Annotated in this window: 20 protein-coding genes; 13 read left to right on the forward strand and 7 right to left on the reverse strand. The window is 72.8% G+C overall.

Going from position 1 to position 20401, the window contains the following annotated elements; all coding sequences use genetic code 11:
* The first annotated feature begins 24 nt into the window (after positions 1–24).
* The 7 genes from JIG36_RS12425 to JIG36_RS12455 all read left to right on the forward strand — a co-directional run bounded on the left by JIG36_RS12425 (position 25) and on the right by JIG36_RS12455 (position 9850).
* Entirely contained in the window at positions 25–1020 is a 996-nt protein-coding gene (locus JIG36_RS12425) for an Acg family FMN-binding oxidoreductase (RefSeq protein ID WP_203376261.1), read from the forward strand.
* A gap of 82 nt (positions 1021–1102) precedes the next feature.
* Positions 1103–3664 carry a bifunctional acetaldehyde-CoA/alcohol dehydrogenase gene (gene adhE, locus JIG36_RS12430; protein WP_203376262.1) on the forward strand — a complete coding sequence of 854 codons (2562 nt, stop codon included), beginning with the start codon at positions 1103–1105 and terminating at the stop codon, positions 3662–3664.
* Between the two features lie 120 nt (positions 3665–3784).
* Entirely contained in the window at positions 3785–4954 is a 1170-nt protein-coding gene (locus JIG36_RS12435) for a Gmad2 immunoglobulin-like domain-containing protein (protein WP_203376263.1), read from the forward strand.
* 121 nt (positions 4955–5075) lie between these two features.
* On the forward strand, positions 5076–5213 hold the full coding sequence (locus tag JIG36_RS12440; RefSeq protein ID WP_203376264.1) for a hypothetical protein: 138 nt from the start codon (positions 5076–5078) through the stop codon (positions 5211–5213).
* Positions 5214–5339: 126 nt separating this feature from the next.
* The gene (locus tag JIG36_RS12445; RefSeq protein WP_203376685.1) at positions 5340–7787 is read left to right on the forward strand and encodes a cation-translocating P-type ATPase; all 2448 of its coding nucleotides are present in this window, start codon (positions 5340–5342) and stop codon (positions 7785–7787) included.
* A complete protein-coding gene (locus tag JIG36_RS12450; protein WP_203376265.1) occupies positions 7777–8517 on the forward strand; it encodes a response regulator transcription factor in 741 nt (246 codons plus the stop codon). Before JIG36_RS12445 ends, JIG36_RS12450 begins: the two co-directional genes overlap by 11 nt.
* A complete protein-coding gene (locus JIG36_RS12455; RefSeq protein ID WP_203376266.1) occupies positions 8507–9850 on the forward strand; it encodes a HAMP domain-containing sensor histidine kinase in 1344 nt (447 codons plus the stop codon). Before JIG36_RS12450 ends, JIG36_RS12455 begins: the two co-directional genes overlap by 11 nt.
* A gap of 4 nt (positions 9851–9854) precedes the next feature.
* Here the strand turns inward: JIG36_RS12455 and JIG36_RS12460 are convergent, their stop codons facing one another.
* A complete protein-coding gene (locus JIG36_RS12460; protein ID WP_203376267.1) occupies positions 9855–10508 on the reverse strand; it encodes a response regulator in 654 nt (217 codons plus the stop codon).
* A 279-nt stretch (positions 10509–10787) separates the two neighbouring features.
* Between JIG36_RS12460 and JIG36_RS12465 the strand changes: the two genes are divergently transcribed.
* Positions 10788–11003 (forward strand): DUF1918 domain-containing protein, encoded by a 216-nt coding sequence (locus JIG36_RS12465; protein ID WP_203376268.1) that lies wholly within the window; start codon positions 10788–10790, stop codon positions 11001–11003.
* On the opposite strand, the gene JIG36_RS12470 is transcribed toward JIG36_RS12465, so the two are convergent.
* Positions 10933–12093 (reverse strand): acyltransferase family protein, encoded by a 1161-nt coding sequence (locus tag JIG36_RS12470; RefSeq protein ID WP_203376269.1) that lies wholly within the window; start codon positions 12091–12093, stop codon positions 10933–10935. The two genes, JIG36_RS12465 and JIG36_RS12470, sit on opposite strands and share 71 nt — an antisense overlap.
* An 18-nt stretch (positions 12094–12111) precedes the next feature.
* Positions 12112–12609, reverse strand: coding sequence for a pyridoxamine 5'-phosphate oxidase family protein (locus JIG36_RS12475; RefSeq protein WP_203376270.1), 498 nt, complete (start codon positions 12607–12609; stop codon positions 12112–12114).
* 165 nt (positions 12610–12774) lie between these two features.
* On the opposite strand from JIG36_RS12475, the gene JIG36_RS12480 reads away from it, so the two are divergent.
* Entirely contained in the window at positions 12775–13896 is a 1122-nt protein-coding gene (locus JIG36_RS12480; protein ID WP_203376271.1) for a carboxylate-amine ligase, read from the forward strand.
* On the forward strand, positions 13893–14495 hold the full coding sequence (locus tag JIG36_RS12485) for a hypothetical protein (RefSeq protein ID WP_203376272.1): 603 nt from the start codon (positions 13893–13895) through the stop codon (positions 14493–14495). The genes JIG36_RS12480 and JIG36_RS12485 overlap by 4 nt, the downstream gene beginning before the upstream one ends.
* A gap of 4 nt (positions 14496–14499) precedes the next feature.
* On the opposite strand, the gene JIG36_RS12490 is transcribed toward JIG36_RS12485, so the two are convergent.
* Positions 14500–15759, reverse strand: coding sequence for a wax ester/triacylglycerol synthase domain-containing protein (locus tag JIG36_RS12490; RefSeq protein WP_203376273.1), 1260 nt, complete (start codon positions 15757–15759; stop codon positions 14500–14502).
* 135 nt (positions 15760–15894) lie between these two features.
* Here JIG36_RS12490 and JIG36_RS12495 point away from each other — a divergent pair, with 135 nt between their 5' ends.
* Positions 15895–16725 carry an SPFH domain-containing protein gene (locus JIG36_RS12495; RefSeq protein ID WP_203376274.1) on the forward strand — a complete coding sequence of 277 codons (831 nt, stop codon included), beginning with the start codon at positions 15895–15897 and terminating at the stop codon, positions 16723–16725.
* Between the two features lie 49 nt (positions 16726–16774).
* On the opposite strand, the gene JIG36_RS12500 is transcribed toward JIG36_RS12495, so the two are convergent.
* The 3 genes from JIG36_RS12500 to JIG36_RS12510 all read right to left on the reverse strand — a co-directional run bounded on the left by JIG36_RS12500 (position 16775) and on the right by JIG36_RS12510 (position 18775).
* The gene (locus JIG36_RS12500; RefSeq protein WP_203376275.1) at positions 16775–17212 is read right to left on the reverse strand and encodes a spore germination protein GerW family protein; all 438 of its coding nucleotides are present in this window, start codon (positions 17210–17212) and stop codon (positions 16775–16777) included.
* Between the two features lie 127 nt (positions 17213–17339).
* The gene (locus tag JIG36_RS12505) at positions 17340–18263 is read right to left on the reverse strand and encodes a universal stress protein (protein ID WP_203376276.1); all 924 of its coding nucleotides are present in this window, start codon (positions 18261–18263) and stop codon (positions 17340–17342) included.
* 188 nt (positions 18264–18451) lie between these two features.
* Positions 18452–18775: an HPF/RaiA family ribosome-associated protein gene (locus JIG36_RS12510; RefSeq protein WP_203376277.1), complete on the reverse strand. Its 324-nt coding sequence runs from the start codon at positions 18773–18775 to the stop codon at positions 18452–18454.
* A 198-nt stretch (positions 18776–18973) separates the two neighbouring features.
* Here JIG36_RS12510 and JIG36_RS12515 point away from each other — a divergent pair, with 198 nt between their 5' ends.
* Together JIG36_RS12515 and JIG36_RS12520 are read left to right on the forward strand one after the other, a co-directional pair.
* Positions 18974–19675: a universal stress protein gene (locus JIG36_RS12515; RefSeq protein ID WP_203376278.1), complete on the forward strand. Its 702-nt coding sequence runs from the start codon at positions 18974–18976 to the stop codon at positions 19673–19675.
* A 52-nt stretch (positions 19676–19727) separates the two neighbouring features.
* On the forward strand, positions 19728–20321 hold the full coding sequence (locus tag JIG36_RS12520) for a hypothetical protein (protein WP_203376279.1): 594 nt from the start codon (positions 19728–19730) through the stop codon (positions 20319–20321).
* The last annotated feature ends 80 nt before the right edge of the window (positions 20322–20401 follow it).

A 20401-nucleotide genomic window follows, 5' to 3' on the forward strand; every position in this document is an offset into this window, starting at 1 on the left:
GGGGAGGACCGACGAGGAGGACCGATGACCACCGTGATCAGCCCACCCACCCGCGAGGTCCTTTCCGACTGCGTACGAACCGCCACCGCGGCGCCTTCCCTGCACAACAGCCAGCCGTGGCAGTTCCGGATCCGCGGTCCCCGGCTCGAGGTCTACGCCGACCCGGCCCGCCGTCTGCCCGTGCTCGACCCGGACGGCCGCGAACAGCTGATCAGCGTCGGCGCGGCCCTGTTCACGCTGCGCCTGGCGATCCGGCGGGCCGGTCACCGCTCCGACTTCGAGCTCTTTCCGGACCCCGACCGGCCGGACCTCGTGGCCCGGGTGATCGCGACCTGCCCGTCCCCGGTGACTCCGGCGATCGAGGCATTGGCGGCAGCTGTTCCGCACCGCCACACCAACCGTTATCCCTTCGCCCGGTCCGAGGTTCCGGCCGCGGTGCTCGACCGCCTGCGCGAGGCGGCCGGACGGGAGGGTGCCCGGCTGGCCGGCACAGCTCCGGCCGGCCGCGACGCGCTGTTGCGGCTGGCCCGCCAGGCCGACCGGCAGGTGCAGGAGCGGCCGGGCTACCGCGAGGAACGCACCCGGTGGAGCCCGCCCGGCCCCCGTCCGGACGGTGTGCCGAGGGGCGCGACCGGTCCGGCCGACGCGTGGGAGACCCTGCCGATCCGGGACTTCCGCGAATCGGAAGCCATGTGGACGGCTCCGAGCGACCATTTCGAGCCGAACCCGACCATCCTGATCCTGGCCACCGGCGCCGACCAGCGCAGCGACTGGGTGCGCGCCGGGCAGGCCCTGCAACGGGTCCTGCTCACCGCGACCTGGCACGGCCTGGCCACGATGCCGATCAGCCAGCCGATCGAGGTGCCGTCGGTGCGCCGGCTGCTCATCGATCCGGCGTCCGGGCTGACCGTGCAGATGCTGCTGCGCATCGGGTACGGCCGGACCGTCGGCCGGACACCACGGCGCCCGCTGACCGACGTGCTGCTGCCGACCGGGCGCCGCACCTACCGTCGCCGGTAACTCAGGTCCCGGGCCCGGCTGCCTTTCGGCCAGTCCGCTCGGCCCGTCGCCGCTGCGATCGAACACGATGTGAGGAGCAGAGATGACCCCGACCTCCACCGTCGACCTTCTGGTCACCAACGGACTGGACGCGCTCGCCGAATACGCCGCCTACGACCAGGAACGCATCGACCGCATCGTCAAGAAGGCGTCGGTCGCGGCCCTCGACCAGCACGCCCGGCTGGCCGGCCTCGCCGTCGAGGAGACCGGCCGCGGCGTCTTCGAGGACAAGGCCGTCAAGAACATCTTCGCCTGTGAGCACGTGACGCACGGCATGGCGAAGCTGCGCACGGTCGGCGTCATCAGCGAGGACGAGATCAGCGGCATCGTCGAGATCGCCGACCCGGTGGGCGTGGTCGCCGGCATCACGCCGGTCACCAACCCCACCTCGACCACGATCTTCAAGGCCCTGCTGGCCCTCAAGACCCGCAACCCGATCGTCTTCGCCTTCCACCCCGCCGCCCAGCGGTGCAGTGCCGAGGCGGCCCGCGTGGTTCGTGACGCCGCCGTCAAGGCCGGGGCTCCGCGCCACTGCATCCAGTGGATCGAGCAGCCGTCGGTGGAGACGACCACGGAGCTCATGCACCACGACGGGATCGCCACGATCCTGGCCACCGGCGGCAACAGCATGGTGCGGGCGGCCTACTCGGCCGGGAAGCCGGCGCTCGGCGTCGGCGCGGGCAACGTCCCCGCGTACGTGGAAGCCGGCGCGAAGATCCAGCGCGCGGTCCACGACATCGTGCTGTCCAAGTCGTTCGACAACGGCATGATCTGCGCCTCCGAGCAGGCCGTCATCCTCGACGACGCGATCTACGAGGTGGCGCTGGCCGAGTTCGCCCGGCTCCATGCGTATCGGACGACGCCCGCGGAGAAGACCCAGCTCGACCAGCTGGTGTTCGACGCCGAGGGCCACCTCAACCCGGACATCGTCGGACGGCCGGCGGCCTGGATCGCCGAGCGGGCCGGCTTCGAGGTGCCCGCGGACACCTCGGTGATCCTCGCCGAGGTGTCCGAGGTCGGCCCGGCCGAGCCGCTGACCCGCGAGAAGCTGGCACCCGTGCTGGCCGTGCTGCGCGCCCACGGACACGATGAAGGCCTGGAGCTCGCGGCCCGGATGGTGGAGTTCCACGGGCTCGGTCACAGCGCCGTCATCCACACCGAGGACCCCGATCTGGTCAAGGAGTTCGGCCGCCGGATGAAGGCGGTCCGGATCATCTGGAACTCGCCGGCGTCGCAGGGCGGCATCGGCGACATGTACAACGCGTTCCTGCCGTCGCTCACCCTGGGATGCGGCAGCTACGGGCGCAACTCGGTGTCGGACAACGTCTCGGCCGTCAACCTGATCAACGTCAAGCGGATCGGGCGGCGTACGAACAATCTGCAGTGGTTCAAGGTGCCGTCGAAGATCTTCTTCGAGCCCCACGCCATCCGCTATCTCGCCGACATGCCGGGCGTGCGACGGGTGACCGTGGTGACCGACGAGACCATGACCAGGCTGGGCTTCGTCGACCGGGTCAACCGGGTGCTGCAGACCCGGCCGGAGCAGATCGCGCTGCAGATCATCGACGACGTCGAACCCGAGCCGGAGATCACCACGGTCGAACGCGGGGCCGCCCTGATGCGGTCGTTCCGGCCGGACACCATCATCGCGCTCGGCGGCGGATCGGCCATGGACGCGGCCAAGGTGATGTGGCTGAAGTACGAGCACCCCGAGATCGACTTCGAGGACATGCGGGAGAAGTTCTTCGACATCCGCAAGCGGGCCTTCGCGTTCCCGCCTCTGGGCGAGCTGGCCCGGCTGGTGTGCGTCCCCACCACCTCGGGCACGGGCGCCGAGGTGACGCCGTTCGCGGTCATCACCGACCACCGGACCGGCAAGAAGTATCCGCTCGCCGACTACGCGCTGACGCCGACGGTGGCCATCGTCGATCCGGAGCTGACCGCCAGCCTGCCGCGCGTCATCGCCGCCGACAGTGGCTTCGACGCTCTGACCCACGCCATCGAGACGTACGTGTCGGTCTACGCGAACGACTTCACCGACGGCCTGGCGCTGCACGCCATCCGGCTGATCTTCGCCAACCTCCAGCAGTCGGTCCTGGCCGGCGATCCGCAGGCCCGGGAGCGGATGCACAACGCGGGCACGATCGCGGGCATGGCCTTCGGCAGTGCGTTTCTCGGCGTCGTGCACGCGATGTCGCACACCCTCGGGGCCACCTTCCACATCGCCCACGGACGGACCAACGCCGTGCTGCTGCCACACGTGATCCGGTACAACGGCACCGTGCCGGCCAAACTGTCGAGCTGGCCCAAGTACGAGTGCTACCGCGCCCCGGACCGCTTCGCCGAGATCGCGAAGATGCTCGGGCTGCCGGCCACGACCCCGGCCGAAGGCGTGGCCTCCCTGGCCGAGGCCGTGGAACGGCTGCGCGACGCCGTGGGTATCGAGGCGTCCTTCGCCAAGCTGGGCGTCGACGAGGACGAGTTCCTGGCCGCCCTGCCCCAGCAGGCGCTCAACGCGTACGAGGATCAGTGCGCCCCGGCCAACCCGCGGATGCCGATGCTGGACGACCTGCAGCGTCTGATGCGCGACGCCTACTACGGGTGACCTTTCCCGTGGCGTTCGGCCCGTGCGCGCGGGCCGGACGTCGCTGTCACCCGGCCGCGCGCGGCCCTAGCGTCGTACGGAGGAAGGTGTCTGACCCTCCTGACCGAGAGGAGGCGTCCCATGCTGTATCGGACGAGCAACCGCCGCTACGCCGTCGTCGCCGCAGCGTTCCTGGCGATCCTGCTGGCCCTGGGCGGAGTCTGGCTGGTGACCCGTGACCGGGGCGGAACCGACGCGACGGTCCCCTCCGGAGCACCACCCGCCTCGAGCGATACCGGAACCCCGGCCGAACCGGGCACCACCGCGACCCCGAAACCGGCGACGACGACCGTCACCGTGTTCTTCCACCGCGGCCGGAACACCGACCCCAGCCGCGTGGCCGCGGTGCGCCGGTCTGTGCCGAAGACGACCAAGGTCGGCACGGCCTCGCTCCGGCAGTTGCTGGCCGGGCCGACCAGGGATGAGCGCCGTGCCGGATACTGGTCGCCGTTCTCCCGCCGCACCGCCGGGATGCTGCGCTCGCTGCGCATCAGTGACGGCGTCGGCCGGGCCGATTTCCGCGACCTGCGTACGGTCATCCCGAACGCGAGCTCGAGCAGCGGCAGCACGGCGCTGCTGGCCGAACTGGACGCCACCCTCGAACAGTTCCGCAGTGTGCGCACGACCGTCTACTCCCTCGACGGTGACGTCGCCGCATTCTACGAGTGGCTGCAGCTCGAGCCGCCGGAGGCCGGCCTGCCCGCGCTGTCCGAGGCACGCCGCGTGGCCCGCGACTTCCTGCGGGACGTCGTCGCCATGCCCGATCCGGTGTCCGTGGCCACCCGCTGGCGCAGCGACTTCATCGCCACCGCCGACTTCCGCTCCCGCATCCGCGGAGTGAACCCGGCCGACGGCCCGATCACCACCGTGACGCTGGGCCGGAGCCGGACGTCGTTCACCGTTCTCGGTGCGACCACGCCCACCATCCGGGTCGATCAGCCGGCCGCGGCCATCACCCCCAGCGACCTGGCGGTCATCACGTCGCCGGCGACGGTCTCCGGTTCGGCGCTGGCGTTCGAGGGCCACATCGCGGTCCGGGTGCTCCAGGCGAACGGCGGCACCGTCCGGCAACTCGGCACGGGCACGGTCATCGGCGGCGGCGACGTGATGCGGCCGTTCAGCGGGCCGGTGACCTTCCGCCGGCCCAGCACCGACCTCGGCTGGGTCATCGCCTGCGAGCGCTCCGCCGTCAACGGATCCGTCACCAGGGCCACCGTGGTCCGGGTGGCGTTCCGCACCATGCCGAGCTGATCGGAGCAGAGGAGCGAGCCATGTACGGCTGGCAGGTGGTCGAGCCGGGAGCCGACATCCACCGGGCACTGCGCCGGACGGCCATGGGCTACGCGGACGCACCACCGTACGGGCCGACTTCGTGTACCCCCTGCCGGAGGGTTACTCCGACGCCGAGCCGGCGCCGCTGCTGTGTGCCGGCGCGATGGCCCGCGCGGCCGATGCCCTGACCGATCTGGCCGCCGACCGGGTCGACGGCGTCGCCGTGCTGCTTCCGTGAGCCGGGCGCCGACCTCAACGGCACGACCTCGCGGGTCTTTCGGCCCTGATCACGGGAGGACACCGGCCGCGATGCTGGACGGGGACATCGACGGGAGGGGTCAACGTGGGCACCACCGCAGTGCGGATGCAGGACGGTCTGACCACCGCCGAGGCGCAGAGGCGGCTGGCTCAGGACGGCCCGAACACCGTCGCCGCGCCCCGGCCGCGCCGGCTGGCCGGGCGGATCGGGCACCAGCTCGCCGATCCCCTGGTCGCCCTGCTGCTGGCCGCCTCGGTGGTCACCAGCCTGCTCGGTGACCTGCCGGACACCGCCGTCATCCTGCTGGTCGTCGTCGTCAACACGGTGATCGGCGTCGTCCAGGAGGTACGCGCGGACGCGGCCATCGCGGCGCTGGACCGCCTCGCGGCCCCCACCGCCCGGGTCGTCCGGGACGGGCAGGACCGCATAGTGCCGGCCGCGGAGCTCGTCTGCGGGGATCTCGTGCGGCTGGAGGCCGGCGACGTCGTTCCGGCCGACCTGATCCTGTTCGACCTCCAGCGGGCGAGCTTCGACGAGTCCGCGCTCACCGGCGAATCCGTGCCTGTGCACCGCGTGGCCGGCGACGAGGCCGCCTCGGGCACGGTGCTGACCAGTGGACGCGCCGACGGGACCGTGGTGCGTACCGGCCCCGACAGCGCGCTGGGCCGCATCACCGCCCTGGTCGCGCGCACCAGGCCGGGCCTCACTCCCCTGCAACGGCGCATCGCCGGGCTCGGCCGGGCCCTCGGCGTCACCGCCGTCGTCGTCTCCGCCGTCGTCTTCGCGCTGGGCGCCCTGGCCGGCCAGCCGATCGCCCGGATGGCCATCACCGCGGTCAGCCTGGTCGTCGCGGCCGTCCCGGAAAGCCTGCCCGCCGTGGTGACGCTGGCCCTGGCCCTGGGGGCGCGGCGGATGGCCCGGACCCGCGCCATCCCGCGGCGGCTGCACGCGGTCGAGACCCTGGGGTCGGTCACCGTCATCGCCTCCGACAAGACCGGCACCCTGACCCAGAACCGGATGTCGGTGCAGCTGGCGGTGACCCCGGACGGCACTCGTCACATCGTCACCGGCGACGGGTACGCCCCCGACGGCACGGTCGCCCCCGATGTCTCGGAAGCGCTGCGCCAGCTCGCTGTGGACGGGCTGCTCTGCAACGACGCCGATCTGATCCCGCCGGGCGGCGACCACCCCCACTGGGCCGCGGCGGGTGATCCGATGGAGGCCGCGCTGCTCGCCTTCGCCGCCCGCTGCGGCCTCGACCCGGGCGCCGAACGCACGGCCGCCCCGCGCGTCGACGAACGTCCGTTCGACCAGGCCACACGCCGCATGACAACCGTGCACCAGATCGGCCCGGGGCGCTTCTTGACCGTCACCAAGGGCGCTCCGGAGACCGTGCTGGACGCGGAGTCGGATCCGGCGCTGATCGAAGCGGCCGCCTCGCTGGCCGCCGACGGGCTGCGGGTTCTGGCGGTCGCGGCCGCCGTCACGGGCACGCGACCGGACCCGGCCTGCCCGCCGGAACTGCGGACCGCGGGCCTGGTCGGCATCGGGGATCCTCTGCGGCCGACGGCCCGCGACACGGCGACGGCGATCCAATCCTCCGGCGTACGGCTGATGCTGATCACCGGCGACCACCCGGCGACCGCCGCCGCCATCGGACGCCGGCTCGGCCTGCCGGAGTCGCAGATCTACGCGCGCACGCAACCCGATCAGAAGCTCGACATCATCGCCGGCCTGCAGCAGCGCGGCGAGGTGGTCGCCATGACCGGCGACGGGGTCAACGACGCGCCCGCGCTGCGCCGCGCCGACATCGGCGTCGCGATGGGCAGTGGCACCGAGGTGGCCCGGCAGGCGTCCGAACTGGTGCTGGTCGACGACAACCTGCAGACGATGGCGGAGGCGATCGGCGAGGGCCGGCGCATCTACGACAACATCCGCCGGTTCCTGCGGTACGCGCTGTCCGGTGGGATCGCGGAGCTGCTGGTGATGCTGACCGGCCCGCTGCTCGGCATGCCCGTCGCCCTGCTGCCGGGCCAGCTGCTCTGGATCAACCTGCTCACCCACGGGATCCCCGGGGTGGCCCTGGGCGCCGAGCCGGCCGAAGCTGGTGTGCTGCACCGCCGGCCACGCTCCCCGCAGGAGTCCGTGCTGGGCGACGGCCTGCTGGCCAGCGTCCTGGCCGGAGGGCTCTGCCTGGCCACGGTGACGCTGGCCGCCGGGGTCGTCGCCGCCCGGTGGGACCGACCCTGGCAGTCGATCATGTTTGTCACGCTGGGTCTGGCCCAGCTGGGTGTGGCCCTCGCGGTCAGGGCCAAAGCAGCCCCGGGCGTACGGCGGAACTGGTCGTTGCTCGCCGCGGTGGCGACGTCCGGACTGCTCCAGGTCGCCGGGGTGCTCCTGCCGCCGTTGCAGACCCTGCTGGGCACCGAGCCACTGACCGGGGCCGAGCTGGCGGTCTGCGCCGTCGTGGCGACCATCCCCGGGGTGGCACTGCGCGTCGTGCATCTGCTGCTGTCCGGCTGGACGAGCGGGCGCCGGTCCGATGGCGCCTGACCGCCCGGTCGTGGGCCGGGGTGCGCACCACGCAGGTGTGCCGGGTGCCGTCCTGGTCGTCGAGGACGATCGTGAGCTGCGCGATCTGGTCCGCCGCTATCTCGAGCGGGCCGGCCACCGGGTGCGGACGACCGGCTCCGGGGCCGAGGCCCTCGGCTGGCTCGCCGGGGGCGGGGTCGACCTGGTCGTGCTCGACCTGGGCCTGCCCGACATAGACGGTCTCGAGGTGCTGGCCGAGGCCCGGAAGGAGCATGAGGTCCCGGTGGTAGTGCTGACCGCCCGCAGCGGCGTGGACGACCGGATCGACGGGCTGCGCCGGGGAGCCGACGACTACGTGACCAAACCGTTCTCGCCGACCGAGCTCACCTTGCGTGTCGAGGCCGTGCTGCACCGGACGCGCGGAGGTGGCACCCCGTCCCTGGTCGTGACCTTCGGCGGCGGGCGGCTGCGGCTGGACGAGTCCCGGCACGAGGCCCGGCTCGACGACAGCCGGCTGGAGCTGACCCCGACCGAATGGGGCCTGCTGACCGCCCTGGCCGCCACACCGGGCCGGGTCTACTCGCGCTACGAGCTCATCAACCAGGTCCGGGGCTACGAGTTCCCCGGATATGAGCGCACCGTCGATTCGCACGTGAAGAACCTGCGGCACAAGCTCGGACCCGCGTCCGCGGAGATCGTGGAGACCGTGCTCGGCGTCGGCTACCGCCTGGGGTGGTCCCGTGACCGCTGACCGTCCGGCCCTGACCGGACCGCTCGGGCGCCGGCTGCTGGCCGCCTTCCTGCTCGTCGCGTTCTCCTCGGTGGCCGTCCTCACCGCGGCCGCGCTGGTGGCCACCGACCGGGGCCTGGCCGGGGCCGCCCAGCAGCAACGGGATCGGGTCAGCACCCGGGTCGCCGCCGCCGCTGGTGCGGCGTACGTCCGCTCCGGCGGCTGGCCCGGCGCCGACTTGTCGGCCGCGTCGGCGCTCGCCGCCGGGGCCGACGCCCGGCTGGTCATCACCGACAGCTCCGGCGCCATGGTGTGGCCCGGGCACGGCATGGGGACCGGCGCGGGCGGCATGCACGGCGCGACCGGCGCCGGGCCAGTCGTCGAGTCCGCGGTCACAGTGGACGGACAGCGGGTCGGCGGCGCCCGGCTGACTTTCCCGGCCGGCTCCACCAGCGGCCGGGCGGTGGCCTGGTCGTGGGTTCTCGGGGCGGCCGGGGCGGCTCTGCTCTCCGCCTTGATGGTCAGCGTCTACGTCTCGCGGCGCCTGGCCGGCCCGCTGACCGCGCTGGCGGCGACGGCTCGCCGTTTCGCATCCGGCGAGCGCACCGCACGGACCGGCCTGCGGGCGCCGGGCGAGCTCGGCGAGGTCGCCCACGCCCTCGACACCATGGCCGACGAGGTGGTCCGGGCCGACACTGTCCGGCGCCGCCTGGCCGCCGACATCGCCCACGAGCTGCGGACCCCGCTCGCCGGATTGCAGGCCGGCCTCGAGGAGTTGCGCGACGGCCTGCAACCGGCCGATCCGGAGCGCCTGGCCGCCCTGCACGATCAGACGTTGCGGCTGGGCCGCACCGTGCAGGATCTGGCCGACCTGTCCGCGGCCGAATCCGCGGCGCTGTCCCTGCGCCTCGCCGACACCGACCTGGCCGCGATCGCCACCGCCGCGCTGGCCGCCCAGCGGCCCCGGCTGGACGCGGCCGGTCTCGTCGTGACCGCGGGCCTGGACTCCCCCGCGCCGGTGCGCGGCGACCCCGATCGGCTGCATCAGGCCGTGACGAACCTGCTCGCCAACGCGGCTCGTTACTGCCGCCCCGGTGACCGGGTCCACGTCGACGTCCGGGTCGTCGACGGCTGCGCCGTGCTGCGGGTCGCCGACACCGGTCCCGGGATCGCCCCCGGCGACCTGCCGCACGCCTTCGAGCGGCTGTGGCGTGGCCCGGACGCGGGCCGGATCAGTGGCACCGGTATCGGCCTGGCCGTCGTACGGGAGCTGATGACCGCCCACGGCGGGACGGTCACCATCGATTCGCCCGAAGGTGCGGGCGTGACCGTGACGATGTGCCTGCCGATGTGACCGGTCAGTGGCCCTCAGAGGTGGAGTGCTCACCGAGGATGCGGGTGGCCAGGACGGCCGCCTGGGTGCGCCGTTCGAGGCCGAGCTTCGACAGAACGCTGGACACGTAGTTCTTCACCGTCTTCTCGGCCAGGAACATCCGCCCGGCGATCTCCCGGTTGGTCAGCCCCTCGGCCACGAATTCGAGGATCCGGCGTTCCTGCTCGGTCAGCGCGGCCAGCTCGCGCGGCTGCTCCACCCCGTGCCGGATGCGCTCGAGCACCCGTTGCGTGACCGCCGGGTCGAGCAGCGACTGGCCCTCAGCCACGCGGCGCACCGCATCCACCAGATCCGTGCCGCGGATCTGCTTCAGCACATAGCCGGAGGCGCCGGCCATGATCGCGGCGAACAGTGCCTCGTCATCATCGTACGAGGTCAGGATGAGGCCCCTGATGGTCGAATCGACGGCGCGCACGTCGCGGCACACGTCGATCCCGTTGCCGTCGGGCAGCCGGGCGTCGAGGATCGCCACATGCGGGCGCAGGGCGGGGATCCGGCGGGCGGCCTCGGCGGCCGAGCCGGACTCGCCGACCACCTCGATGTCGCCGCCCGCCTGCAGCAGGTCGGCGAGGCCGCGCCGGACGACTTCGTGGTCGTCGAGCAGATAGACGCGGATCATGTGTCCTTTGTACCGCCGGCCCGAGACCGGATCCCAGGGCCGAAGGTCCCGTCGAGGCCGGCCGGCCGGTTGTCCGGACGGTCGGCTCTCGGGACCTTCGGCCCTGACGGCGGCGACGCCCCGGGACGATGCTGGCAGTGAACCCACCGGATACGCCGGACGGGACGGCCGGGCCGGACAGAGGCGGCCGACGAGCCGCAAGACCCACCGTCGCCAAGACGGTCGCGCCGGCCGCACCCGCGGCGCATCCGATGGGTTCTCCGACCGAGAGGAACCGTCATGATTGCTCAGATCGGCGACCGGCTCGTGCTCGAGGGCACTCATCTGGGCGACGCCCGGCGCATCGGCATCGTCGTCGCGGTGGCCCACGCCGACGGCACACCGCCGTACGAGGTGCGCTGGCTCGACACCGGACGGACCAGCCTCATCTTCCCGGGGGCGGAGGCGCGGATCGAGAATCGGCACCCGGACGAGACATCAGAACCCGCGCGATGACCCGGTAGGGGGCTGTCCCGGTCGCCACCGCCGGTCGAGTCTCCGGCGCCGCGGCCGGGACAGTCGTGCCGGGCCACAGCCGGGGCCGCCGCCGCGCCGCCAGGTCCTCGGCCCAGCCGAACGCGAGGACCGCGACCGCCGTCAGCGCCAGGGCGACCACGAGAGCGAGCACCGAGATCAACCGCTCGTCCAGGTCGTCCCAGGCCAGCACAGTCAGCAGTGGCCAGACCGCGGCGATGGCGATGTTGTGCCACAGATAGATCGTCACCGCCCGCCCGTTGATCAGCGTGACCGTCTTGTCCAGCGGGGAGATCCGGGCCAGCCAGCCCATCGGCGGCTGCCAACGCAGGACCACCAGCACGAAGCCGAGCGACCACAGCGCCTGCGCCTCCGGGAACTCGTTGAGGTCCCAGCTGCCCGACGCGGCCGCCCACCAGATCGCGGCCGCGCCCATGACCAGCGCGGCCGGACAGGCCAGCCACGGGCGGACCCGGGCCAGGCGACCGTCGTGGTGAGCGAACCCGGCGATCCAGCAGCCGCCGTAGGTGACGAAGTCCCACACGGCCGCGTCGGCGGTCTCCGGCAGCGTGAGACCGGTGACCTCGAGCACCGCCATGATCAGCAGCGGCAGGCCGAGCACGGCCAGGCCGGCCCGGCGCCACAGCGCGAACAGCAGCGGCGACAGCAGGACGAACCAGAGGTACGCCCGCAGATACCAGAGCGGTTCCCAGACGTCGACGCCCAGGTCGCTGCCGGGCGGATCGCCGATCGGAAGGATCCAGTAGACCAGGGTGAACGGGTTGAACGGGTGCTCACCGTCAGTCTCCCGGGCCCAGCCCGCGGCCAGCATGACCGGCACCGCGATCAGGCCGAGCAGCCACAGCGGGGGAAGCAGGCGCCGCAGCCGTGAAGTGACCACCTTGTGTGCCGCCCGCTTGGACAGCGAGGCCGCCGTCAGCGATCCGGCCAGGGCGAACATGATGCCCATGGCCGGCAGCAGGACGGTCAGCCACGGCCAGCCGTACAGGTGGTAGACGATCACCCGGGCGATCGCGGCGGCGCGCAGCAGGTCCAGGTAGCGATTGCGCACCGTGGCCGTCCCTTCTGCTCAGCCGACCGCGACGCGGGCCCGGGCCCGGGACGGGTCGCGCATGACCCGCAGGGGCACACCGACGCCGTAGGTGACGAACCGGCCGGTCGGACGGATCTCGAGAATCGCGCAGTCGGCCCGGCGCGACGGCGGGACGAGCCGGGCCAGCCGGGGCATGCCGGCCAGGTGATCGCCGGAATGCACCACGGCCACCGCCGGGAAGCTCACCGTCGCGGGTGGGATGGGAAACAGCAGGGACAGCAGGCCGCCGCGGCGGATCGGCACGGTCACCGCGACGATGCCGTCGACGGCCATGTGGCGTGCCTTCCAGCTGTCCTTGCCGACGGCCACGAACAGACGATGCCCGTCCTCGGCGTACACGACTCCGCTCGAACGGGGCGCCCCGGCGGGCGTGACGTGGCTGATGACGGCGAACGACGCGCGGCGCAGCACGCGCCAGATGTCCTCGGCGCTCGGCGGGGCGGGACGCGCGGTGGCTCGGCTCGGGGTCGACATGGCAGCTCCCTTCCTCGTCCCACTCGTACCCGCCGGATCATCGCCGGGGCAGGGCCGAAAGCCTCACGCCGGGGTGCACGCCGTCCGCCTGGGCCGTTCGACCCTGGTGAGCCCGGCCCCGCCGCGTGACGGTGGACGAAGGACTCGTCTCCGGGAGGGATTCCGTTGCGTGCGCTGACTTTCGGTGTCGAAGAGGAGTTCCTGCTCCTCGATCCGGCCAACGGCTACCCCGTGCCGCAGGCGGGAACTCTGCTGGGACTGCTGCGGGGCCGGCCCGAGCCGCGTGCGGAACTGATGCGTTTCCAGTTCGAGCTGGCCACCGGCGTGTGCACCACCGCTGACGAGCTGGAACATGAGCTCGCCGGGCAGCGGCGGCTCGGCGCCGACGCGGCCCGGGCCGGTGGGTGCCGGCTGGTGGCCAGCGGGGTTCAGCCGTACGGCCGGCCTACACTGGCGTTCCTCACCGACCATCCGCGATACCGGGAGATGGCGCGTCGCTTTCCCGCTCTCACGGCGGTCTCCGGGACCTGCGGCTGTCACGTGCACGTCGGCGTGCCCTCGCGTGCGCTCCGCGTCCGGGCTCTGGCCGAGTTGCGGCCCTGGCTGGCCACCCTCCTCGCGATCAGCGCGAATTCGCCGGTGCAGGACGGGGGCGACAGCGGCTGGGCGAGCCGCCGGTTCGCGATGATCTCCCGCTGGCCCACCGCGCGGGCTCCGGGCCTGCTGACCGGGCCGGACGAGTACGACTACGTCGTCCGCACCATGATCGCCCGCGGTGGGGCCGTGGACGAGCGAGGCATCTACCTGCTGGCCCGGTTGTCGCCGAGCCTGCCCACGGTCGAGATCCGCGTCGCCGACGTGTGTCCGGACGTGGAAACGGCCCTGCTCGTCGCGATCCTCAGCCGCGCTCTGGTCATGACGGCCGGTGTCCGGGCCCGCATCGGCATACCGGCGCCGCATCCGTCGTCAGCGGCCGTCGATGCGGCGCTCGACGCGGCCGCCCGGCACGGCATGGCCGGTCCGGCGATCGATCCGTTCAACGGCCGGACCACGTCACCGTGGCAGATGACCGAGCGCCTTCTCGACCACGCCGGTGCGGCCCTGCGCTCCAGCGGCGACGACCAGCGGGCCGAGAAGCTGCTGATCCGTCTGCGTGAGCTCGGCACCGGAGCCGACCGTCAACGTACGGCCCTCACGCACGCGGCCTCACCGGGTGAGTTCATCGCCGCACTGGCCGGGGAGGACCCTCGCGCCACGCCGGCCCGGTCACCCGGGAGGGCACGATGAGAACGGCCGACCTGACCCGCGAGATCGACCGCTGGGCCCAATCCGGACTGATCACGGCTGAGCAGGCCGACCGCATGCGAGCCGGCCTTCCCGCCGAGGGACGACACCGGTCACTGATGGCCGAAGGAATCGGCTATGTCGGAGCCGGCCTCGTCGCCGTCGGCCTGATCGTGCTCAGTAGTCATTACTGGACCGACCTGGGCACGGCGGGACGCCTGATCGTCATCGGCGGGTCGGGGCTGCTGCTCACGCTGGCCGGCGCAGGTTGGGAGGCACTGCTGGCCGCCGCCACGATCACCGCCCTCGTGGTGGTGGCCGTGCTGCTGCGCGATCTGGCCGTACTGGTAGTGGCGGCAGCCGGCACCTTGTTCGTGGTCCCGGCCGTCACCAACGCCTATTTCCCGGGCTCGGTCACCGCCGCGCTCGCCACCCTGACGGTGGGCGTCGTGCTGGTGGGCGCAGCGGTGGCGGTCGCCCGTGGCCGGCTGGGACAGGCTGGTGAGGCCAGCACGCGAACTCTGGCGGCCCGCGCCGCGGTGCCGGCGGCGGCGGTAGTGCTCCTGCTGTCCGCCGCCGGCATCCTGCTGGCCGCCGACTAGCTGGCTAGGACCCGTTCGGCCCGGCGACAGCGTCGAGTTCGAGTTTCAGCTGCCGGGCGAAGATGTCGAGGTCGGGGCAGCGGTCCGGGTCGGCGACGGCCGTCACGGTCAGATCGCCCCCATAGGACAATGCCTGGCAGGAGAGCGTGAGGTTCGAATCGCCGCCGGGCACAATCGGGATCATCGTGCGCACCGGCGCTCCGGCGAAGTGCACCGGCCCGGCCGGGCCCCTCAGGTAACTGACCACGATGTGCAGTCGCCGCTGATGGTTCATGTACCAGCGGTACCCGCCGGCCGCCGCGAGCAGCCGGAACAGGCCGCCCAGCAGGGCGATCGGCGCCGGCCCGGTCGCCCCGCTCCGCCGCGCCCGCGTATCAGCGGCCACCTGCGCCATCCGGTGGTCCCTGGACCCGTTCCCCGGCACGCTCAGCAACAGCGGGCTGACGGCGTTGCCCCCGCCCGTCCGGCGCCCAGCCACCGGAACGCTGACGCGGATCGGGCCCGGCCTCTCGCCCCGCTGCTCGAGCAGGCGCTGCAGCGCCCCGGTGACGGCGACCAGCACCGCGGCGTTGACAGTCGCGCCCGAGCGGTGTGCGGTCTCGCGCACCGCGGCGAGGTCGGCATGGATGGCGATCGCGCGGCGCCGCCGCCCCGTGGGTCGCAGCAGTGAACTGGGAGCGAGGCGTCCTGGGAAGAACCCGCCGCCGGCCGACATGGCGTCGCGCAGACTGCGCCACCGGCCGTGGCCGGAGCCGCCCTCGCCGGACCTGCCTTCCCCGCCCGGCTCGGCGTCGTCGCAGAGTTCCCGCAGAATCTCCAGACCACCGAGCCCGTCGACCAGGGCGTGATGAACGATCAGGACCAACGCGGCCCGATCGTGCTCGAGACCGGTCACGAGGACCGCACGCCACAACGGCCGGTCCCGGCGCAGCCTGCGCGTCACCTCCGGCATCACCGCCTCCAGCAACGCTCGTTCGTCGCCGGGCCGGTGGGAGCGCAGCTGGACCACATGCCGCGCCGCGTCGAAGCCCGGGTCGGGCTCCCAGGCGCCCCGGCCGGGCCCGCGTACGAGCCGTTGGCGAAGGCGCGGGATGTGGCCGGTCCGTTCCCCGAGCACGCGGGCGCCCCGGGCGACGTCGAAGCCGGCGTCGAGCACGAGGACGACGGCGAACTGCTCGGGGACCGCTCCCGAGTCCATGGCCAGAAAAGCCAGGTCGGCGTTGGTCACCCGGCTCGTGACCGGCAGATCGACATGGTGCTCCATCCCGGGCCTCCGATCCGTCGCTCCCCACTGTGGTCGCGCCGAACGCCCGGCTTCCAGGGCCGATCGACCCTGCTGGAGGCGTCGTCCGGGGCGCACGGTGAACGGGTACCCATCGTTGCGAGGAATCGAGGAGCCATGGGGACTTGGCAGATCGCCGGAGTCGCCGCTCTCGGCGTAGTGATCCTGCTGGGATTCAGCATGCGGCTGGTGCAGCAGTACCAGCGAGGAGTCGTCTTCCGCTTCGGGCGGGTGCTGGACGGGGTCCGGGATCCCGGGCTGCGCTTCATCATTCCGTTCGTGGACCGGATGGCGAAGGTGACCATGCAGACCGTGGTGATGCCGGTGCCCGCCCAGGGCGCGATCACCCGGGACAACGTCACCCTCACGGTGGACGCCGTGGTCTACTACCGGGTCATCGAGCCGGTGCGGGCGCTGGTCAACGTCCGTGACTACCCGCACGCCGTGCTGCAGGTCGCCCAGACGTCGCTGCGGTCGGTGATCGGCCGGGCCGACCTGGACATCCTGCTCAGCGACCGCGAGAAGATCAACACGGAGTTGAAGACCGCGATCGACGCGCCGACCGAGAAGCCGTGGGGCGTGCTGATCGAGCGGGTGGAGGTCAAGGACGTCGCGCTGCCGGACACGATGAAGCGCTCCATGTCGCGCCAGGCCGAGGCGGAGCGGGAACGCCGGGCCCGGGTCATCGCGGCCGACGGCGAGTTCCAGGCCTCCAAGCGTCTGGCCGAGGCCGCACACGCGATGGCAGCGACACCGGGCGCGCTGCAGTTGCGTCTGCTGCAGACGGTCGTCGACGTCGCCGCCGAGAAGAACAGCACTCTGGTGATGCCCTTCCCGGTCGAACTGCTGCGCTACTTCGACAAGGTCACCAAGACCGGCTCCGATGGTGCCGCGGTCGCCGCACCGGCCTCAGTGCCCGGCATACAGCTGAGCGGATCGGCGCGCTGACATCGATGCGGGAGGCCGCCGGGCCTCCCGCATCACCATGCTTCGCGCGTCAACGACGGCACGCCCGCCCGCCGGCGCGGTTCCTGGGCGCGGCCGCCGCCCGGCCCACCGTCTTGTCACGGGCGGGACGCCGCCCCCGCAGCAATTCGCGCGCCACCAACAGCGCCATGATCGCCACGAGCTGGCCGCCGAGCACGACCCGGTTGACGTCGATCGCCGGATGCCAGGTGACCTTGCCGTCCCGGAGCACGAACACCCCGAGGCCGCGCGCCGTCGTACCGAAGCCGCCGCCGGTTCCTTCGGGCTGCCCCTCGCCGGCCGGGCCGTTACCGCCGCCGCCACCGGCGCCGCCGCTGACCTTGGCTACCGGCAGCATCACCGTGCCGTTCCCGGTCACGGGGGCGCCGAAGACCCGGTCCGCGCCGGTTCCGGCCACCGCCTCCCGCAGGACGTCGAGGACATCTGTGTTCGCGGTCGAGGCCGACATGGTGCACGCTCCCTGGAGTTCGGCGCCGCCTCTGGTCGCCGGCGCATCGAATCCACGTTGTGCCGGGCCGCGGCCTTGCGGCAGAGGCGAACGGCCCCGGTCCCGAGCCGGCTCAGCCCGAGCCGGCTCAGCCCGAGCCGGCGGCGGACGCGTCCGCCGCGACGGTCGGCTCGTGCCAACCGGGCGGGACGAGCACGACGGGGCAGCCGGCGCGCTGCCGGGCCGCCGGACGCCACGACTCGTACAACAGCTCGGCGAAGCTGCCACTGCGGCCGATCCCGGCCACCAGCACCCGGCCCCGCCGCATGGCGCCTTCGACGGTGTACGGCATGTCGAGCTCGTTGACGAGCAGACGCTCGACCCGCACCCTCGGATACCGTGCGATCCACTCGGCCAGGGCGCCGTCGAGCTCCTGTCCGGCCGTGGCGCTCTCCGCGGAGTAGGCACCCGCGGCCACCACGGGCGGAACGCCCTCGGCGGCGCCGGGCCGGGTCCACATGTGCAGGGCGACCAGCCGGGCGGCCTGACCCGACGCCAACGCGAAGGCGTACTCGAGAGTCGGGCCGGCCCCGGCCCGCGCGGACGTCGCCACCACGACCGGGCCCGGACCCGGGTCCCTCCCCCGGTGCACGAGCACCGGGCAGGCGCTGTGATGCGCCAGGTAGGCGGTGGTCGGCCCCCACCCCGTACGGGCCTTGAGCGCGTCGCGGTGCCCGACCACGAGCAGACGGCTGTGCCGGGACGTCTCGGCGAGCAGGTTGGCGGGTCCACCGTCGAGCAGCTGTGTGCGGACCTCGAGCCACGGTTGATCGCGCCGGACCCGGGCCTCGGACAAGTCGAGCAGCCGCTGAGCGTCGGCGCGTGCCGGGATGGAACCCCGTCCGCGGAAGGACCCCGTGTAGCGGCCGGGCCACACGTGCACAATCACCAACGGTGATCGCCGCCGGGTCGCCTCGGCCGCCGCCAGGTCGACGACCGCCGGAGCGGCCCGCGAGCCGTCCACGCCGACCACCACCGGGCGGTCCTCGTACATGCCTGCGTCGGTGTCCATAACCGCAGGCTAGGTGCGGCCGGGCGGGGGTGACACAGCCCACGGACCGGTCTGGGCGGGCCGATGGTCCCGAATCCGGCGATGCGACCGGCCCTGTACGCGCGCACGCTGCGCACCGAGGCTGGGCGATGACGCAGCGAAACGGCGCCGCGGCCGGCAAGCCGCGGCGCCGTGACGGTGGGGGACGGTCATTGCGGCGCGGGCGGTCCCTGCTGCGGGCGACGCCGGATGCGGCGCAACCGCGAGCGCAGACGCTCCTGCATCAGATCGGTCGCCTCCTGCAGGGTCTCACCCATGGCGTGGACGTGCAGGCCGGTCCCGTTCACGTCGACATGGGCGTCGACGCGGTCGCCGGGGGCGGCGGAGTCGAGCGTCAGCGACGAGCGGAGCACCGGCCCGGGGGCGTGGTGCAACGCGGCCTCGAGCTTGGCCACGGCATACGCGGCGGCCTCCTGCGCGACCTCGCCGTGGATGTGCACCTGAGGGCTGATGACTTGTTCGGTACGAGTCATGACGCCTCCCTGATCGTTCCCCCGCCATCTCGCCGGGGTGTACCCAGAACGATCAACGTCGGACCGGCCCGTCACCAGGGTCGTTCGGCACTGTTTCCGCCGTTCGGCAAGATCCGGAGGTCTTTCGGCACTGCCTTCGACGCCCGCATCGGACCGACGGTGGAGGCCTCGAGTCCTTTTCTTTGCTGGTGGTGGGTCATGCATGGATCAATTGCCGTCGGCGTCGGCGGTGCCGGGTGCTGGCAGGCCTTCGCATGGGCGCTGGACGAGGCCGAACGGTCCGGCGACCGGCTCGTTCTGCTGCACGTCTGCGTGCCCGGCTCGCCCCTGGCGAGGCTGACCGGCGAACCGGCGCCGGCGGCGGTCGAGATCGTCGATCGAGCCTTGGCCCGGGCGTTGACCAGCGCCCGGAAGCGGCTCGGGGCCCGCCGCGCCGATCTGCGGATCCGGACCGGTGAGCCGTCAGCCGTCCTGGTCGGCGCCTCGGCCGGGGTCCGGCTCCTCGTCGTCGGCGCCGGCGAGGGCGGCCGGACCGCGCGGCGGGTGCTGCGCAACGCGCACTGCCCGGTCGTCGTCGCCCGGGCCGGCGATCCCTCCGCCGAGCAGGTGCTGGCCGGCATCGACGGCAGCGAGGCGGGCGAGATGGCCCTGGAGTTCGCGTACGCCTACGCCGACGAACATCACCTGCCCCTGGGCACGGTCCACATCCCCCGGGCCGGCGAGGTGGCCGACGGCCTGATCAGCGCCGGGCGCACCGCCCGTCTGCTCGTCCTGGGCGACAAGCGCCGCGGTGTGATGGGCCGGCTCCGAACCGGGGACGTGCCGCTGACGGTGGCTCTGGACGCGGCCTGCCCGGTCGTGCTGGTGCCGGTCGACCAGCGGGAGGAGGCCCCGCTGTGAGCCGGCACGACGTTGTCGCCGGGGTCGACAGCGGGCCGGGCCTGTTCGTCCGATGGATGCTGACGGTGACCGCGGTCAGGGCGCCGGCTTCTGCTTCCCCGCGATCACCGGCGCCCTGACCGCGGACACGTCCCCGTCGGTCGCGCTCCCGGCAATTCTCGCGGCCGGCGCGGTCGAGGGATCCCTGCTCGGGCTGGCACAGGGCGTCGTGCTCCGGCGGGTCCTGGCCCATTTCCCCGTACGGCGGTGGGCGCTGGCAACCGCAAGTGCGGCCATGGCGGCGTACGCAATCGGCATGCTGCCCTCAACCGTCACGGCCGCGCCGCCCTGGCTGCTGATCGTCGCCGCGCCGGTGCTGGGCGCCGCCCTGCTCGCCTCGATCGGAACGGCCCAGTGGCTGATCCTGCGAACCATCATGGACCGGTCGGCGAGCTGGATCGTCACGACGGCGCTGGCCTGGCTGGCCGGTCTGGCCGTCTTCCTCGGCTTCGCCACACCGCTGTGGCACCCGGGGCAGCCTTTGGCCCTGACCGTGGCCATCGGGGTCACCGGTGGTCTGCTGATGGCGGCCGTGACCTCCGCCGTCACCGGCGTGGCGATCCGCCGCCGGCTGAACGACCGGATCAACGTGAGCGGTGCCGGGTAGCCGGATCCGGGACTTTGGTCCTGCCGGAATCGGGACCAGGTCCCCCTGATCCGCGGACCACCTCGGACGAGTCTGAGGAG

The organism is Paractinoplanes ovalisporus (assembly GCF_016834655.1).
Lineage (GTDB): Bacteria > Actinomycetota > Actinomycetes > Mycobacteriales > Micromonosporaceae > Actinoplanes > Actinoplanes ovalisporus.

What these genes read in the sequence shown, in the direction of transcription:
- JIG36_RS12425 (WP_203376261.1), top strand. Translation starts at nt 25, where the DNA reads ATGACCACCGTGATCAGCCCACCCACCCGCGAGGTCCTTTCCGACTGC.
- adhE (WP_203376262.1), top strand. Translation starts at nt 1,103, where the DNA reads ATGACCCCGACCTCCACCGTCGACCTTCTGGTCACCAACGGACTGGAC.
- JIG36_RS12435 (WP_203376263.1), top strand. Translation starts at nt 3,785, where the DNA reads ATGCTGTATCGGACGAGCAACCGCCGCTACGCCGTCGTCGCCGCAGCG.
- JIG36_RS12445 (WP_203376685.1), top strand. Translation starts at nt 5,340, where the DNA reads ATGCAGGACGGTCTGACCACCGCCGAGGCGCAGAGGCGGCTGGCTCAG.
- JIG36_RS12450 (WP_203376265.1), top strand. Translation starts at nt 7,777, where the DNA reads ATGGCGCCTGACCGCCCGGTCGTGGGCCGGGGTGCGCACCACGCAGGT.
- JIG36_RS12460 (WP_203376267.1), bottom strand. Translation starts at nt 10,508, where the DNA reads ATGATCCGCGTCTATCTGCTCGACGACCACGAAGTCGTCCGGCGCGGC.
- JIG36_RS12465 (WP_203376268.1), top strand. Translation starts at nt 10,788, where the DNA reads ATGATTGCTCAGATCGGCGACCGGCTCGTGCTCGAGGGCACTCATCTG.
- JIG36_RS12475 (WP_203376270.1), bottom strand. Translation starts at nt 12,609, where the DNA reads ATGTCGACCCCGAGCCGAGCCACCGCGCGTCCCGCCCCGCCGAGCGCC.
- JIG36_RS12485 (WP_203376272.1), top strand. Translation starts at nt 13,893, where the DNA reads ATGAGAACGGCCGACCTGACCCGCGAGATCGACCGCTGGGCCCAATCC.
- JIG36_RS12490 (WP_203376273.1), bottom strand. Translation starts at nt 15,759, where the DNA reads ATGGAGCACCATGTCGATCTGCCGGTCACGAGCCGGGTGACCAACGCC.
- JIG36_RS12495 (WP_203376274.1), top strand. Translation starts at nt 15,895, where the DNA reads ATGGGGACTTGGCAGATCGCCGGAGTCGCCGCTCTCGGCGTAGTGATC.
- JIG36_RS12500 (WP_203376275.1), bottom strand. Translation starts at nt 17,212, where the DNA reads ATGTCGGCCTCGACCGCGAACACAGATGTCCTCGACGTCCTGCGGGAG.
- JIG36_RS12505 (WP_203376276.1), bottom strand. Translation starts at nt 18,263, where the DNA reads ATGGACACCGACGCAGGCATGTACGAGGACCGCCCGGTGGTGGTCGGC.
- JIG36_RS12510 (WP_203376277.1), bottom strand. Translation starts at nt 18,775, where the DNA reads ATGACTCGTACCGAACAAGTCATCAGCCCTCAGGTGCACATCCACGGC.
- JIG36_RS12515 (WP_203376278.1), top strand. Translation starts at nt 18,974, where the DNA reads ATGCATGGATCAATTGCCGTCGGCGTCGGCGGTGCCGGGTGCTGGCAG.
- JIG36_RS12520 (WP_203376279.1), top strand. Translation starts at nt 19,728, where the DNA reads ATGGATGCTGACGGTGACCGCGGTCAGGGCGCCGGCTTCTGCTTCCCC.